This is a genomic window from Paracoccus sp. MC1862 (assembly GCF_016617715.1).
Taxonomy (GTDB): domain Bacteria; phylum Pseudomonadota; class Alphaproteobacteria; order Rhodobacterales; family Rhodobacteraceae; genus Paracoccus.
In genome coordinates, this window is record NZ_CP067225.1 from 2,711,299 (window position 1) to 2,725,988 (window position 14,690).

A 14,690-nucleotide genomic window follows, 5' to 3' on the forward strand; every position below is an offset into this window, starting at 1 on the left:
TCCGGGCAGGATGGAGCTGCGGCCGGTTCATCGGGGCGCTTCCAGCAGGCGGCGATACACGGCGACAATGGCGCGGGCCTCGCCCTCAATGGCATGGTTGGCCTCGACATGGGCACGGGCGGCGCGGCCCGCGGCCTCACGGCCCGCATCGTCGGACAGCCAGCGCTCCAGCGCGGCGGCCAATGCCTCGGCGTCCTCGCGCGGAACCAGCGTGCCGGTCTCGCCGTCCCGGATCAGCGTCTCATAGGCGCCGACACGGGCCGCGATCACCGGCACGCCGCTTGCCATCGCCTCCAGCGGGGTCAGGCCGAAGCCTTCCCACCGAGCGGGGGCGGCAAAGAGGTCGAGCGTCCGGTAAAGCCGCACCACGTCGTCCCACGGGATCTCGCCCAGAAAGCGGATGCGGTCGGCGATGCCGGCCGCCTGCGCCCTGGCCATCAGGTCATCGACAAAGGTGCGGTTGTCGGGGGTGATGCGGCCGCTGAAGACAAGCTGCGCCCTCGGGTGGCGGGGAAAGACCCGCAGCGCGGCCTCGATCAGCAGATCGACGCCCTTCTGCGCCCTGACCCGGCCGAAGCAGCCGATCAGCAGCGCCTTGGGGTCAAGCCCCATCTCGCGCCGCAGGGCAGCTTGGTCGGGAGCGGGATGGAAGACCCCGGTATCGACCCCGTGCAGGATCACCTCTGCCGGGCGTTCCAGATAGGAGGCCGCCTGCGGCGAGGTGGCGATCAGCGCATCCTGTTGCCGGATCAGCCAGCGGGTGAATCCGGTGTGCCGCCGCTGCGCCGCGCTGGTGAACAGCAGGCAGTAGCGGCGGCGCAGCAGGTGGCGCAGGACCAGCCCCAGCGCCATTTCCGTGTTCCGCCGCGCGTGCCAGACCCGCCAGCGGTTCCGGGGCAGGGTGGCGGCGCGCGCAAGCGAGACATGCGGCAGTCCGGGCGGCAATCCGGGGCCGGTCGCCACGATCCCGATCATGCGCGCCTGCACCGGGATCAGCCGCACCACGGTCGCCGTGACTCCCGACAGGCGCTGCTTGAGGTTCGGGGCCACCACCTCGATGTCGCGCGGCTCAGTCATCGGCGGCCTCGGGCGCCAGGCGGTAAAGCAGGGTCCCGACGACCAGCGGGGCCAGGAAGAACAGGAACAGCATCGCATAGGCCCCCGGCGCCGCAAAGGTCCCCGAGGCCGACTGGTGCAGCGGGCGGGAGGCGAATTGCATGATCCCCACGCCCCCGATCGAGACCATGTTGAGGAAGGTGACGCCCCGGCCCAGCAGATGCACCGGCAGGAACCCCCGCGCATGGGCCATGATCAGCGCGTAGTTGGTCCCTGTCAGCCCGACCAGCCCCAGCAGCGCCACCGCCAGAAGCAGGCTTTCCCCCGGCAGCAGCACCAGCCCCGCCAGCGCCGCGATGGACAGCGCGTGTCCCGCCATGACCGCGCCGCGCAACGAGCGGCAGAGCCGCACGAAGGGTCCCGCCATGAGGTTGCCGATCACCATGGCGATCCCCATGACCAGCGTGGCCCGCCCGATCATCGTGTCATCGGCGCCGAAGACGTCGCGCAGGTAGGGCGCGGCCCACAAGCCCCGGATCGCCGCCGACGAGGCGTAGCTGACCGCGAACAGCGGCAGCATCAGCCACAGCACCCGCAGCCCCAGGATCTGCAGGACGCTGCCCTTCGGCGCACCGTCCGCGTGATGCGGGTCGCGCACCACCAACCATTGCAGCAGCGCCACCGCCAGCGTCACCGCAGCCAGCAGCCACAGCGATTCGCGCCAGCCGATGGCGTGGATCAGCGTGACAAGCGGTGCCGCGCCGAGGATGTTGCCGGCCGAGCCGAGGCCCACGATCATCCCCGTCAGGCCCGCAAAGGCCGCGCGGGGATATTCATGGGCGATGATGTAATAGGCCGCCATCAGCGTCGGGGCGCAGCCCATCCCGATCAGCCCCATCGCCAGATGCAGGTGCCAGACCTCGCCGGCCAGGGCGAAGGCCGCGGCGCCACCGCCGCCCCCCAGCGCCAGAAAGGCGGCCGAGGTGCGGCGCGGGCCCAGGTGGTCCAGCGCCCAGCCGACCGGCATCTGCATCAGCGCGAACCCCAGGAACCACATCCCCGAGGACAGCGCGAGATCGCCGGGGCTTGCCCCCAGTTCCGCCTGCAGGGTCGAGCTGAGCACCGCAAGGAAGGCGCGGTAGAACTGGCTCAGCGTATAGCCGAGCGTCAGCGCGATCAGGCCGGCGTTCAGGATCAGGCGCATGGAGACTCCGGTTGAACGGCGGCGAAGCTGCGGCAGGCGGGCGGCGGTTGCAAGGGATCAGACCCGCCCCAGCGCCGCCGCCACCCACAGCGTGGCCTGCGAAAGCCGCCCCTGCCGGTAGAAGCCGCCGCGCCGCATCGCCTGCAGGCGGCACAAGGGGCTGGGGCCGTTCAGCGCCGCGAACCTGTCCAGCACGCAACGGTTCTCGGGCGTCAGCCAATCCTGCAGCCGCTGCATCTCGCGCAGGTTCGCATGGCTCCAGTCGCGGTGCAGGCCCCGCAGCATCCGCGTGAGGCTGGCCAGCCGCGCCAGCGGGCCGTCATTGGCGCCCACGACGTTCCTGCCGTGCTGGCGATACATCAGCGAGGGCGCGGAATCGTGGATCACCCGTCCGCCGACGCCGGTCACCAGTTGGTAAAGCCACCAGTCATGCATCACCACCCCGGCCGCCCCGATGGCCGCCCGGCGAGCCAGTGCGGCGCCCGCGGGATTCAGCACCGCCGTGTTGCCGGGCACGAGGTTCTGCACCAGCGCATGCCGGAACGAGGGCAGACGCACCGGCAGGCGCGACAGGCCCAGGGGACGCAGCGTCTCGTCGCGGATCTCGACCCGGCTGCAGTAAAGCGCGGGGCCATCCGCCCCATCCAGCGCCCGCAGCGCGCGCGCGAGCTTGTCGGAATGCCAGACATCGTCCTGATCGGCCAACGCGACAAAGCCCGGCTCGGTGGGCAGCCCTGCCAGCAGCGCCAGGAAATTGCCCGCCGCGCCTTTTCCCGGACCTGTCCTGACAGCGACGCGCCCGCCCCATTCCCCGGCAAAGGCCCGCAGGATCTGCGGCCCCGCGTCGGTCGAGCCGTCGTCGCCGACCACCAGCCGCCACCGGACCCGCTGGGCCGCGATGCTGTCAAGCTGTTCGCGCAGGAACCGCTCGCCCTGATAAAGCGCCATCAGCACCGTGACGGGCGGTCCGGGTGGTGGCGCCTGCAAAGCCGGATCTGGCAGACAGCGCCGCACGTCTCAGGCGGGGGTGGCCGCAAGCCCGCGCGAGGGCGCCTCGCGCACCGGCAGGTGGATCAGCGCGGAGAAGGCTCCGACGCCGACGCCGACCCACCAGACCGTCGTGTAGTCGCCGTGGATGTCATAAAGCCGCCCGCCCAGCCAGACGCCCAGGAAAGACCCGATCTGGTGAGACAGGAAGACGAAGCCGTAAAGGGTCCCCATGTAGCGCAGCCCGTAGATATGGGCGACCAGCCCCGAGGTCAGCGGCACCGTCGCCAGCCACAGCGCCCCCATCGACAGCGAGAAGAACACCACCGTCGGCGGCGTGATCGGCGTCAGGATGAACCAGGCCGAGATCACCGTCCGCAGCGCGTAGATCCCCGCCAGCAGGTACTTGCGGGTGTATTTTTTCCCAAGCCATCCCGCCATGATCGAGCCGCCGATATTGGCCAGCCCGATCAGCGAAATCGCGATGGCCCCCAAGGCCGAGGTAGTGGTGATCCCCAGCGCGGCCAGCCCGCCGTCGGGCGCGATGGGGCCGCACATCTCGGTGATCATGGCCGGGAAATGCGCGGTGATGAAGCCGAGCTGGTAGCCGCAGGAAAAGAACCCGACGAAGATCATCAGGTAGCTCGGGTCGGTGAAGGCGCGGCGCAGCACCGTGCCCATGCCTTCTTCCAGTTCGTGGCGCGGCGCGGGCCGGCTGTTCCCCAGCATCGGCAGGAACAGCAGCACCGACAGGATCAGCACGGCAAAGACCATGAAGACCTGCTGCCAGGGCATGACGGCCAGCAGCCCCTCGGCCAGCGGCGCGCCGATGACCTGCCCGGCAGAACCCGCGGCAGTGGCGATTCCCAAGGCGAGGCTGCGGTTTTCGTCGCTCGCCGCGCGGCCGATCACGGCCAGCACGACGCCGAAGCCGGTGCCGGCGATGCCAAAGCCAACGGCGATTTCCCAGAACTGCATCGCTTCGGGCGTGGCCGCCACGGCCGTCATCAGCAGTCCCAGCGAATAGAGCGCAGCGCCGAGGATGATCGCCAGTCGGTCGCCCCAGCGTTCGGCCAAGGCCCCGAACAGCGGCTGGCCGAAGCCCCAGGCGAGGTTCTGGATGGCGATGGCCATGCTGAACTCCGCCCGCGGCCAGCCGAAGGTCTCGGCCACGGGGATCTGGAAGACGCCGAAGCTCGCCCTCAGCGCGAAGTTGATCATCAGGATCATGCAGCCGCCGATCAGGATCGGGGTGAACAGGCGGGACTGGCTGGCGGACATGGGGGACGCTCCTTGCGGATGGCGCAGATGACTACGGGCAGGGGCAGGGGTCAATGGACCCGCTCAGGCCCTCTGCCGAAGGTGGCGGGCGGCGGCAAGCCCCGCATGGTGGCCGGTGGCAAGGCAGGCGGTCAGCAGGTAGCCGCCGGTCGGCGCCTCCCAGTCCAGCATCTCTCCGGCAGCGAAGATCCCGGGCAGCGCCCGCAACTCGAGCCCGCGCGTCAGTGCAGTGGCCTCGATCCCGCCCGCCGAGGAGATGGCGCGTTCAAGCCCCATCGGCCCCGCATGCCGCAGTGGCAGCGCCTTGATCCGGGCCGCGAGCGTTGCCGCATCCACGGGCAGTGGCCGCCCCCATTCCAACAGCAGCGCCACCTTGACCGGGTCGCGCAGGGCGCGGCGCAGCCAGTTCCCGACCGACAGCCTGCCGCGCGGCCTTGCCAGCCGCGCGGCCAGCGCTCCGACGTCAAGATCGGGCATCAGGTCAACCCCGGCCTCTGCCCCATCCCGCAGGACGGCCGAGATTTCATAAACCGCGCCGCCCTCGATCCCGCCGCGGGTGATGACCCATTCGCCCCGGCTGTCCAGATCGCCCGCCGACAGCCGCGTGCCCTTGACCGCGGCGCCCTGCAGCGGGGTCATCGCCGGCGACCAGTCCACGCGAAACCCCATGTTCGCGGGCCGGAACGGCGCCACCCCGGCGCCGACCTCGCGCAGCCATGGCACCCAGGCGGCGTCGGACCCCAATCGCGGCCAGCTTGCGCCCCCCAAGGCCAGCACTGTCACCCCCGCGCGGATGGTGCGCGGCCCTTCCGGCGTGTCGAAGGCCAGTCCGCCCCCGAACCCCGTCCATCGCCAGCGCGTCCGCAGGGTCACCTTCTGCCCGCCCAGACGTGCCAGCCAGGCCCGCAGCAGCGGCGAGGCCTTCATGCGGATCGGGAACACCCGCCCCGTCGAGCCGGTGAACAGCTCCACCCCCAGCCCGCGCGCCCAGTCCATGACCTCGGCGGGACCGAACCCCGCCACGATCGCCCGCAGTTCTTCTTCGCCGAAATATCCTGGGGGAGCGCCCGGCACGGGCGCGGGGGCAACGCCCCCCTGCAACCGCGCTACGAACGCCTGCGCCGGTTCGTCCTTGGTCAGGTTCAGCCCCGACTTCCCCGCCATCAGGAACTTGCGCGCGGGCGAGGGCATCGCCTCGGCGATCACCACCGGATGCCCGGCCGCCGACAGCACCTCGGCTGCCATCAGTCCGGCAGGCCCCGCGCCGATCACCAGCGCCGGAACCTCCTCGATCACCGGCGCCCCCGCGGCATCATCGCCAGCCGGATCAGCGCCCGTTCCATCACCGCCACCGCCGGCGCGCGAGAGGAGGACCGCAGCACCAGGTCCGTGTCGATCAGGTGATGCAGCGCATCCTCCAGGGCCCGCATGCCCCAAGCCTGCGCCTGACGCGCCATGCGGTCGCGCCGCGGCCCGAAGACCGGTGGCCGCAGCCGCCCGATCCCCGCTGCAGGCCCTCCGGGGTCCGAGGCTGCCGCGTGCAGCGCCCGGAAATGCCGCAGGGCCGCGATGCAGATCGTGACCGGCACGATGCCCTGAGTCTCGACCCGGCGCATCAGCGCCGCCATGCTGTCCGAGCGGCCCTCCGCCACCGCCTCGATCAACTCGTCCACGTCGGCCTCGACCGTGGCGGGGGCCAGCGCCGCAATCTCGTCGGGCGTCAGCGGGCTGTCGTCGCCGTGCTTGTAAAGCCCGATCTTTTCCACCGTCTGGCGGAAGTCGCCCGGGTCGAGCGCACGGGCCAGCGCCGTGAGGTCGCGCATCGACGTCGGCGGCACGGCGCGCAGTCCGGCGTCAGCCAGCCAGCGCGCGATCTCCTCCTCGCCGGGCGGATCGTCGTAGATGGGGGCGGTCACGGCCGCCTTGTGCGGCTCAAAGAGCTTGCGCAGCGCCGAGGTTTTCCCCAGTCCCCCGGCCGTCACCACGATCACCGCGTCGCCATGCGCCCAGGCGTCCAGCGCGGCGGCGATGGCGAGGGCGGCGGTATCATTCGCCTCCTCGACCAACACCACGCGCGGGCCCGGGAAGAAGCCCACCGCCTTGATCTCGTCCATCAGCGCCGCCGCGTCCTTGCGCAGATCGGCCCCCGAAAGCCGGGTCAGCCGCATCTCGGCCTCGGCATCGGGGCCGGTCAGCGCGGCCACCGCCTCGGCCCGCTTCAGCGCCACGCGCATGGCGTCCTGGCCGTAGATCAGCAGCGCGGGCCGGGTCGGATCGGGGCGCGCGAGATAGCGCGCGATCTCGGCGCCCTTGAGGATCATCGGCTTGCAGGCACTGTCGCCAGCAGCCGCGTCACCACCTGGTCGGCCAGCATCACCGCCAGCCGGTTCCGCGCGTCCTGCTCGGCGGCGTTCGTCGCGATCACCGTGCCGACGGTCGAGTGGCTGGAGAAATTGCTGACCTCGCCCTGCGCCACTACCGCGCCGGTCGCGCTGTCGGTCAGGGCATAGGCGGCGGTGCCGTTCAGCGAATAGCGCGTCGTCACCTCGTCCGGCGTGATCGCCTGCGACACCGTCGCGATCCGCAGCGCATAGGAAAGCTCATAGCGGACGGCCTGTTCAGGGCCGAGCCGTTCGGTCAGCCGGCGCAGAAAGGCATAATCGTCGGCGGTCTGCGGATCGGCGACGCGGACCTGCCCCTGCAGCCGGGTGCCCGCGCCGCCCGGAGCGTAAACCGGCTCGAACCCGCAGCCCGTGAGCGCCAGAGCCGCAAGCAGCGCGAGCCTACGCGACCACATTGACGATCCGCCCCGGCACGACGATCAGCTTTCTCGGCGCCTGGCCGTTCAGGAACCGCTGCACGGTCTCGTCGGCCAGCACGGCCTGCTCGACCTCGGCCTGGCCCATGTCGGCGGGCACGGTGATCTCGCCCCGCCGCTTGCCGTTGATCTGGATGGGCAGCGTGACGGACGCGCTTTGCAGCAGGCCCGGATCAGCCTTGGGCCAGGGCGCATCGACCAGCAGCCCCTCGCCGCCCCCCAGCGCCCAGACATCCTCGGCCAGATGCGGGACCATCGGCCCCATCAGCGCGGCCATGATCCGCAGGACGGCGCGCTTCGGCTCGCCCGAGGCAGAAGACTTGGAAACGGCGTTCGCGAGTTCATAGACCTTGGCCACGGCCTTGTTGAAGGTAAAGCCCTCGATCGAGCGCGTCACCTCGTCGATGGCGCGATGGGCGGCGCGCAGCAGCTCCGGGTCCTCACGGTCCTCGCTGCCCTTGTCCTCGGCCAGCCGGTGGACGCGGGACAGGAACTTGGCGGCGGCCTCGGCCCCGGCCGAGGTCCATTCCACGTCACGCTCGGGCGGGCTGTCCGACAGCATGAACCAGCGCGCGGTATCGGCGCCGAAGCTTTTCACGATGTTCACCGGGTCCACGACGTTCTTCTTGGACTTGGACATCTTGGCGGAGGGGATGACGTCGAGTTGTTCACCGGTGATGCGCAGGAAAACCCCGTTCTCACGACGCTCTACTTCCTCAGGAAGATAGTAGGTAGGTCGGTAAGGTTTAGCCTCGGCATCTTCCTGATCGGCTGCCAGACCCGTGCCGAAGATTGGTGCCCCTTTGGGCCGATCGACGTAGATCTCGTGCGTCACCATCCCTTGGGTGAACAGCGCATCGAACGGCTCCTTCGCCGTTTCCGGCAGATACCCGGTCTTCACCATCGCCCGGGCGAAGAAGCGGGAATAAAGCAGATGCAGGATCGCGTGCTCGATGCCGCCGATATACTGGTTCACGTTCATCCAGTAATCGGCGTCCTCGCGCACCGTGGGCGTCAGTGCGTGGGGCGCGGTGAAGCGGGCGTAATACCAGGACGAATCGACGAATGTGTCCATCGTGTCGGTTTCCCGCCGCGCCTGCCCGCCGCATTTCGGACAGGTTGCCTGCCGCCATGTCGGATGGCGGTCCAGCGGGTTGCCGGGCACGTCGAAGCTGACGTCGCGCGGCAGCAGGATCGGCAGATTTTCCTTGGCCTCGGGGACCGTGCCGCAGGTCGCGCAATGAACGACCGGGATCGGGCAGCCCCAGTAGCGCTGGCGCGAGATGCCCCAGTCGCGCAGACGGTATTTCGTGACGGCCTCGCCCCAGCCCGATGCCTCGGCATGGGCGATGGCGGCGTCCACGGCGGCCTCTCCGGTCTGGTCGCCGGGGCCGGCGAAGCCGCGGACATAGGTGACGGCTTCGGATTTCAGCGGGACATAAGGCTCATCGCCCACCAGCGCGTCGGCGTCCTCGATGCTCATCCCCGGCTTGCCGAAGGTGGCCCGGATCGGCAGTCCGTATTTCACCGCGAAGTCATGGTCGCGCCCGTCATGCGCGGGCGAGCCGAAGATCGCTCCCGTACCGTAGTCCATCAGCACGAAGTTCGCGATCCAGACCGGCAGTTCCCGATCCGGGTCCAGCGGATGGCGGACGCGCAGGCCGGTGTCGATGCCCAGCTTCTCGGCCTTCTCCAGCGCCTCCTCGGAGGTCCCGATCTTGCGCGCTTCGGCGGCGAAGGCATCCAGCCGCTCGTCCCCGGCCTCAAGCGCCTTCGCCAAAGGATGGTCAGGTGACAGCGCCACGAAGCTTGCCCCCAGCAGCGTGTCGGGGCGGGTGGTGTAGACCTCGATCCGGTCGAAGCCCTCGGGCGCGTTCACCGTCTCGAAACGGAACTGCAACCCGCGAGACCGCCCGATCCAGTTGGCCTGCATCAGCCGGACCTTTTCCGGCCAGCCCTTGAGCGTGTCGAGGGCCGAAAGCAGTTCCTCGGAGTAATCCGAGATGCGGAAGAACCACTGCGTCAGTTCCCGCCGCTCGACCGGGGCGTTGGACCGCCAGCCCTTGCCGTCGATCACCTGCTCGTTGGCCAGCACCGTCATGTCCACCGGGTCCCAATTGACCACGGCGTTCTTGCGATAGATCAGCCCGGCATCCAGAAAATCCAAGAACAGCGCCTGCTGCTGGGCGACGTAATCGTCGTCGCAGGTGGCGAACTCGCGGCTCCAGTCGATCGACAGGCCAAGCGGTTTCAACTGGTCGCGCATGGTGGCGATGTTGCCATAGGTCCAGTCGCGCGGATGGCCGCCCTGTTCCATCGCGGCGTTCTCGGCCGGCATCCCGAAGGCGTCCCAGCCCATCGGGTGCAGCACGCTGAAGCCTTGTGCGCGTTTATACCGCGCCACCACGTCGCCCATCGTGTAGTTGCGGACATGGCCCATGTGGATGCGCCCCGACGGATAGGGGAACATCTCCAGCACGTAATACTTGGGCCGCTCGTCCCGGACGGCGCGGAAGCTTCCGGCCGATTCCCACGCCTCTTGCCAGCGCTTTTCGCTATGGGCGGGATCATAGGGCATGGCGGGACTCCGGGCGGTGAAATGCCCGACGGGTTTAGCCCTGCAAGGGGGACAGGTCCAGCGGCTTACAATTGCCCGTCGCGGACGCGCAGCTGCCGGGCACGGGTCAGGATCGCGTCCTCGACCGCCCGCACCGTGTCGGGCGCGACCGCCGCGCCGCCCGTCCCCTGCAGCGCGACCTTGAGGCTGCGCGCATCCAGCGCCGGGTCCGAGACCTTGATCGTCGCGCGGTAAGCCCGGCCCCCGCCCGGCGGCGTGCCGTAGCCGGTCACAATCACCCCGGTGAAGGGGTCGATCGACTGGATCGGCAGGAAGTTCAGCACCTCGAGGCTCGCGTTCCACAGATAGCGGTTCACGGCGACGGCCGTGTTGGTGTCGGTTCGGTTGCCGAACACGTCCCAGATCGTGTTGGTCTCGTTGCGCATGTCGGGATCGACGGGTGCGGCGGCGGTCCGGGCCCGGTTTCCGCCGGCCCCACAGGCGGCAAGCGCGGCGCAAAGCGTGATCGCGGTCGCCAGCGTCGCGGCGCGTGCGGTCTTCATGGGCGTCCCCCGTTCCTCGGCTTGGCCCTGCTTTAGCGCGGATCGTGGCGTTGCCACAAGTCGCCAGCTTCGCGGGTCCGCAGGCCTTGGGCGGCACCTTGTCCTTTCCGGCAGGATGACTGTGGCCGGGGTGCATCACAGCCATGCCGAAAAGCCTCGGAAGGGGGTAAGTCGTTGCATCGCAAGGGTGGAAGGGGGAACAAGATGCTCACACCCAGGGTGGTTCATGCCGCCTTGGGGACGAATGAGACAAGAGGGAACGGAATCATGAAAAAGGCTCTTCTCGCCACGACCGCAGTGATGCTGTCCGCTGGCGTCGCGGCTGCCGACGTGACGATCTCGGGCTACGGCCGGACCGGCGTGATCTATTACGAAGACGGTATCCAGACGGTCGGCAACAATGACTCGCAGGTCATCTCGCGCCTGCGGATGAACCTCGACGCGACGACCGAAACCGACGGCGGTCTGGAATTCGGCGGCCGCCTCCGGCTGCAGTGGGACCAGGGCAACGCCACCCGCGGCGAAAACGCCTCGACCAACGCCGGCAAGCTGTGGATCACCACCCAGGGCCTCACCGTCGAGATCGGCAACGTCGACACCGCGATGGACACCGTCGGCCTGGTCTATGCGACGGAACTCGGCTATACCGACCGTTCGGTCGGCGGCAACCCGCTGGGCGCCTTCTTCGCCTATGAAAGCTCGCCCTATGCCGATGATGACCGGCTGGGGATCGGCCTGCGCTATTCGTTTGACGCGCTGACGGTCCGCGCCTCCTATGTCGACCCGAGCCAGTCGGGCGCTGCGGAAGCCACCGACGGAATCGATCCGGATACCGGCCTTCCGATTGAGCTCAACCAGAAGGAAGAGCTCAGCATCGGCGCCGACTACAAGTGGAACGATCGCTTGGAACTGTCGGCTGCCGCGTCGATGAACGCCGCCGGCTGGGACGATCACGACGTCTTCTTCGTCGGGGCCCGCTACGCGGTCATGGAAAACGCCCGCATCGGCCTGAACTTCTATGACAACGGCGATGTCGGCGGCATCGTCGGCACCGACTCCAGCAATGCGGACTTCGTGAACGTCATCGACGACCTGGGCAACACCGTCACCCTGTATGGCGACTACACCCTGGCCGACGGCCTGACCAACATCGAAGCCTATGTCGCCAACAACGACGGCGACTGGTCGCAGAAAGAAACCGATATCGCTCTGGGTATCGGCGTCAACTACGACCTCGGCGGTGCCCGTCTGGGCGCGTCGCTGCAGCGCGACTATCAGGAGCGCGTGTCCGCCGACATGGGTGTTCGCTTCAACTTCTGATCCGCTACCGGATCGTAAACTGGAAAGAGCGGGCCTTGCGCCCGCTCTTTTCATTTGCGACCCCCTGATCGCAGGAGGGACGGTGATGAGCCTTGGCGAAATCAGGCAGCGCATTGCAGCGGCGGCGGCAGAGGCGGGCCGCGATCCGGCGGGGGTGACGCTGATCGCGGTCAGCAAGCTGCAACCCGATGACCGGGTGCGGACGGCGCTGGACGCCGGGCAGCGCGTCTTCGGCGAGAATTATGTGCAGGAGGCGCAGCGGAAATGGCCCGCGCTGTGCGAGGGGCGGCACGGGATCGAGCTGCACCTGATCGGGCCGCTGCAGTCCAACAAGGCCCGCGCCGCGGTCGAGACCTTTGACGCGATCCACAGCCTCGACCGGCCCTCGCTGGCCAGGCGGCTGGGGCGGATCGTGCAGGAGCTTGGCCGCGCGCCCCGGCTGTTCGTGCAGGTCAACACCGGCGACGAGCCGCAGAAGGCCGGCATCCCGCCTGCAGAGGCGGACACGTTCATCGCCATGTGCCGGGGCCTCGACCTGCCGCTTGCGGGCTGCATGTGCATTCCCCCGGATGAAGAAGATCCCGCACCGCATTTCCGCCTGCTGCGGGACATTGCCGGCCGGAACGGCCTTTCGGACCTGTCGATGGGAATGAGCGGCGATTTCGAGACCGCCATTGCCGAGGGCGCGACCCATGTCCGGATCGGCAGCGCCATCTTCGGCGCAAGGCCCGCAGGCACGGACGGCTGAGGCGACCTGACGGGGCATCGTCACCAGCGCGGCTCGGCAGGATCGCCCGCCATTGGCAGCAGGTCTGACCCGTGCAGCCGCAGTCCGGGCTTCGCTGCCGCGCCCGCGCAAGGGCGTGGCTGCCGGCCTGCCGACAGGAATCGGGACGGCGGCATGAAGGCTTGGAACGGGCATTGGAAATCGCCCCGCCCGGCGGCTCCGCATTCGCGCGCACCAACGAGGCGAAACAGATGAAAGGCCGTGCAATTGAAAGGCACGGCTGAAGCAGGCAGCCTGAGGAAGCGATTGAGGCCCGCCGGTCTGTAGCGCAGTAAGCGTCGGCTGCAGGAGGGCGTTCATGGGCTATGGCAGGGGGCTCTCCGGGCCGTGCCTGCATCATTTTCAATCCTGGAGGCCAGCCTCCTTGGTCCTTGCTGCCGCCTCGTTTGGCCCGAAACCGGCAGGCTGCATCCTTTCTCGGACAGATGGCCCCGAGGCATCAGCCCGGCTCATCCGCATCCCCCTTGCCGCGTCGAGTCATGAAGGCCCAGAAGGGGGTCTTTCTCAGGCGCCTGCGGCCGCGCGCAGGGGACGGTTGATCGCGTCCTCCGCATCCCGCCCTGCAAGCGGCAGGGCCATGTCGCCCGGCAGCCCGCCTGCCACCGCGGGAACGAACTGCACCATGCGGCGACCGGCGGACAGTGGGCGCACCCGCCAGGACAGGATCACGCGGTCGGGTCCCGCGATGGCGCCCTGCAGCGGACCCTCGGCCCGTTCCGATCCCAGAGCCGCGTACAGGCTGTGATAACCGGGGCTGTCCGCCGCGATCCGCCGCCACAACTCGAGATAGCCGCGCAGGCTGTCGGCGGCCTTCGGACCCCATGTGCCGTCAAACGCCCGGTTGGCACTGAGCACCCGGCCATCCGCGTCGAAGATGGCAACCGCCGCGTCGATGCCATTGAGGATCTCGGCCCCCAGCGACAGCTCGGCCCTGAAGCGGCGAGTCATCGCGATCTCACCGGTGATGTCCTCGAACAGGAAGGCGATGGCGCCGTCGGGATGGGGCCGGCCGGTCACGCGATAGGTCTGGCCGCCGGGAAGCGACCAGGTCTCGACATGGCGGCCCGAGGCGGCCTCGGCCTCGAGCGTGGCGATGCTGTTGCGCCAGCTTGCATAGTCCTTGGGTTCGGGCACCATCCGCAATTCGCGCAACCCGTCCACCAACGCGTAAAGCGTCGGCCGGGCGGTCAGAAAGCCGATGGAAAGGCCCGTCAGGTCCATCAGCGCCGGATTGAACAGTTGCAACCGCCGGTCGCGGTCGAAGATCGCAAGGCCGGTGGGCAGGTCAGCGAAGGTCTTGGTCAACGTCTGCACGAACTCGCGCAAGCTGCGCTCGGCCCGCACGGCATTGTCGGCGGGCACCGCGAAGATCGTGCGGTGACCGTTGCCCGGCTGCAGGTGGCAATCGAACCAGCGCATCTGGTCGTCGCCCCCGATCTGCGCGCGGGGGGTGCCGCCCGTTTCCTGCGGCAGGGTGAACAGACGCGGCAGCGGCCAGCGCACCTCGCCGGTCAACTGCGCCTCGGCCTCGGCCAGATAGGCGGCGTTGGCCCAGGTGACGGCGCCTTCCGCATTCTCGCGCCAGATCAGCACTGGGGCGCGGTCGACCGATTCACGCAAGACCTCAAGCTCGTCCTCCATGGCGGCGAGCGAGTGGGAATTGACGGCGATCGCCGCGTGTTCCAGCCGGGGGTCCACGACCTCGACCCGGGTCAGGCCGTCACCCAGGTCCTGCAGCGTCAGCCGCAGGACCGACATGCCCGCGCCGCCCAGCGTGGCCGTGCCCTCGGCCGCCGCCACATCCAGCAGCCGCTGGGGATCATCGAAACGCTGGCAGAGCCAGAGCCAGAGCTTCTGCCAATCGCCTTCGCCTGGCAGCACGTCAAGAAGGGTGCGCGCCGAGCCGGTCGCGTCGGTCAGCTGGCGGTTGCGGAACAGAAAGGCTATCGGCTCGGCCTCGGGGCGGGCGCGCGTCCCCGCGCGGGGCGAGTGCCGGGGACCGCCGATCCGATGTGCCAGCGCAAGCCCGATGAGAACCGAGACCACCCCTGCCGCAAGGGCCATCATCACCGTGATCGCGTCGTCCATGGCCGCCTTCTGCGTCTGTTCGGCGACCC

General features: G+C 69.1%; 12 protein-coding genes. 2 read left to right on the plus strand and 10 right to left on the minus strand.

Features of this window, described 5'->3' with window-relative positions:
* Positions 1-27 precede the first annotated feature (27 nt).
* The 9 genes from JGR78_RS13370 to JGR78_RS13410 form a co-directional block, all read right to left on the minus strand.
* The gene (locus JGR78_RS13370) at positions 28-1,077 is read right to left on the minus strand and encodes a glycosyltransferase family 4 protein (RefSeq protein ID WP_182804128.1); all 1,050 of its coding nucleotides are present in this window, start codon (positions 1,075-1,077) and stop codon (positions 28-30) included.
* Complete coding sequence (locus tag JGR78_RS13375) at positions 1,070-2,260, minus strand: MFS transporter (protein ID WP_182804130.1); 1,191 nt, start codon at positions 2,258-2,260, stop codon at positions 1,070-1,072. The genes JGR78_RS13370 and JGR78_RS13375 overlap by 8 nt, the downstream gene beginning before the upstream one ends.
* Positions 2,261-2,317: 57 nt before the next feature.
* A complete protein-coding gene (locus JGR78_RS13380; protein WP_370576530.1) occupies positions 2,318-3,274 on the minus strand; it encodes a glycosyltransferase family 2 protein in 957 nt (318 codons plus the stop codon).
* A gap of 3 nt (positions 3,275-3,277) precedes the next feature.
* On the minus strand, positions 3,278-4,528 hold the full coding sequence (locus tag JGR78_RS13385) for an MFS transporter (protein WP_182792631.1): 1,251 nt from the start codon (positions 4,526-4,528) through the stop codon (positions 3,278-3,280).
* Positions 4,529-4,591: 63 nt separating this feature from the next.
* The gene (locus JGR78_RS13390; protein WP_370576531.1) at positions 4,592-5,824 is read right to left on the minus strand and encodes an NAD(P)/FAD-dependent oxidoreductase; all 1,233 of its coding nucleotides are present in this window, start codon (positions 5,822-5,824) and stop codon (positions 4,592-4,594) included.
* Positions 5,821-6,849, minus strand: coding sequence for a DNA polymerase III subunit delta (holA, locus tag JGR78_RS13395; RefSeq protein WP_182804134.1), 1,029 nt, complete (start codon positions 6,847-6,849; stop codon positions 5,821-5,823). The genes JGR78_RS13390 and holA overlap by 4 nt, the downstream gene beginning before the upstream one ends.
* A complete protein-coding gene (gene lptE, locus JGR78_RS13400) occupies positions 6,846-7,325 on the minus strand; it encodes an LPS assembly lipoprotein LptE (RefSeq protein ID WP_182792633.1) in 480 nt (159 codons plus the stop codon). Before lptE ends, holA begins: the two co-directional genes overlap by 4 nt.
* Positions 7,312-9,924: a leucine--tRNA ligase gene (gene leuS, locus JGR78_RS13405; RefSeq protein WP_182792634.1), complete on the minus strand. Its 2,613-nt coding sequence runs from the start codon at positions 9,922-9,924 to the stop codon at positions 7,312-7,314. Before leuS ends, lptE begins: the two co-directional genes overlap by 14 nt.
* A gap of 65 nt (positions 9,925-9,989) precedes the next feature.
* On the minus strand, positions 9,990-10,466 hold the full coding sequence (locus tag JGR78_RS13410) for a DUF3576 domain-containing protein (protein WP_182792635.1): 477 nt from the start codon (positions 10,464-10,466) through the stop codon (positions 9,990-9,992).
* 267 nt (positions 10,467-10,733) lie between these two features.
* On the opposite strand from JGR78_RS13410, the gene JGR78_RS13415 reads away from it, so the two are divergent.
* Both JGR78_RS13415 and JGR78_RS13420 read left to right on the plus strand, forming a co-directional pair.
* Positions 10,734-11,786 carry a porin gene (locus tag JGR78_RS13415; protein WP_182804142.1) on the plus strand — a complete coding sequence of 351 codons (1,053 nt, stop codon included), beginning with the start codon at positions 10,734-10,736 and terminating at the stop codon, positions 11,784-11,786.
* 85 nt (positions 11,787-11,871) lie between these two features.
* On the plus strand, positions 11,872-12,534 hold the full coding sequence (locus JGR78_RS13420) for a YggS family pyridoxal phosphate-dependent enzyme (protein WP_182804145.1): 663 nt from the start codon (positions 11,872-11,874) through the stop codon (positions 12,532-12,534).
* A gap of 543 nt (positions 12,535-13,077) precedes the next feature.
* Here the strand turns inward: JGR78_RS13420 and JGR78_RS13425 are convergent.
* The gene (locus JGR78_RS13425; RefSeq protein ID WP_182804148.1) at positions 13,078-14,661 is read right to left on the minus strand and encodes a PAS-domain containing protein; all 1,584 of its coding nucleotides are present in this window, start codon (positions 14,659-14,661) and stop codon (positions 13,078-13,080) included.
* Positions 14,662-14,690: the final 29 nt, after the last annotated feature.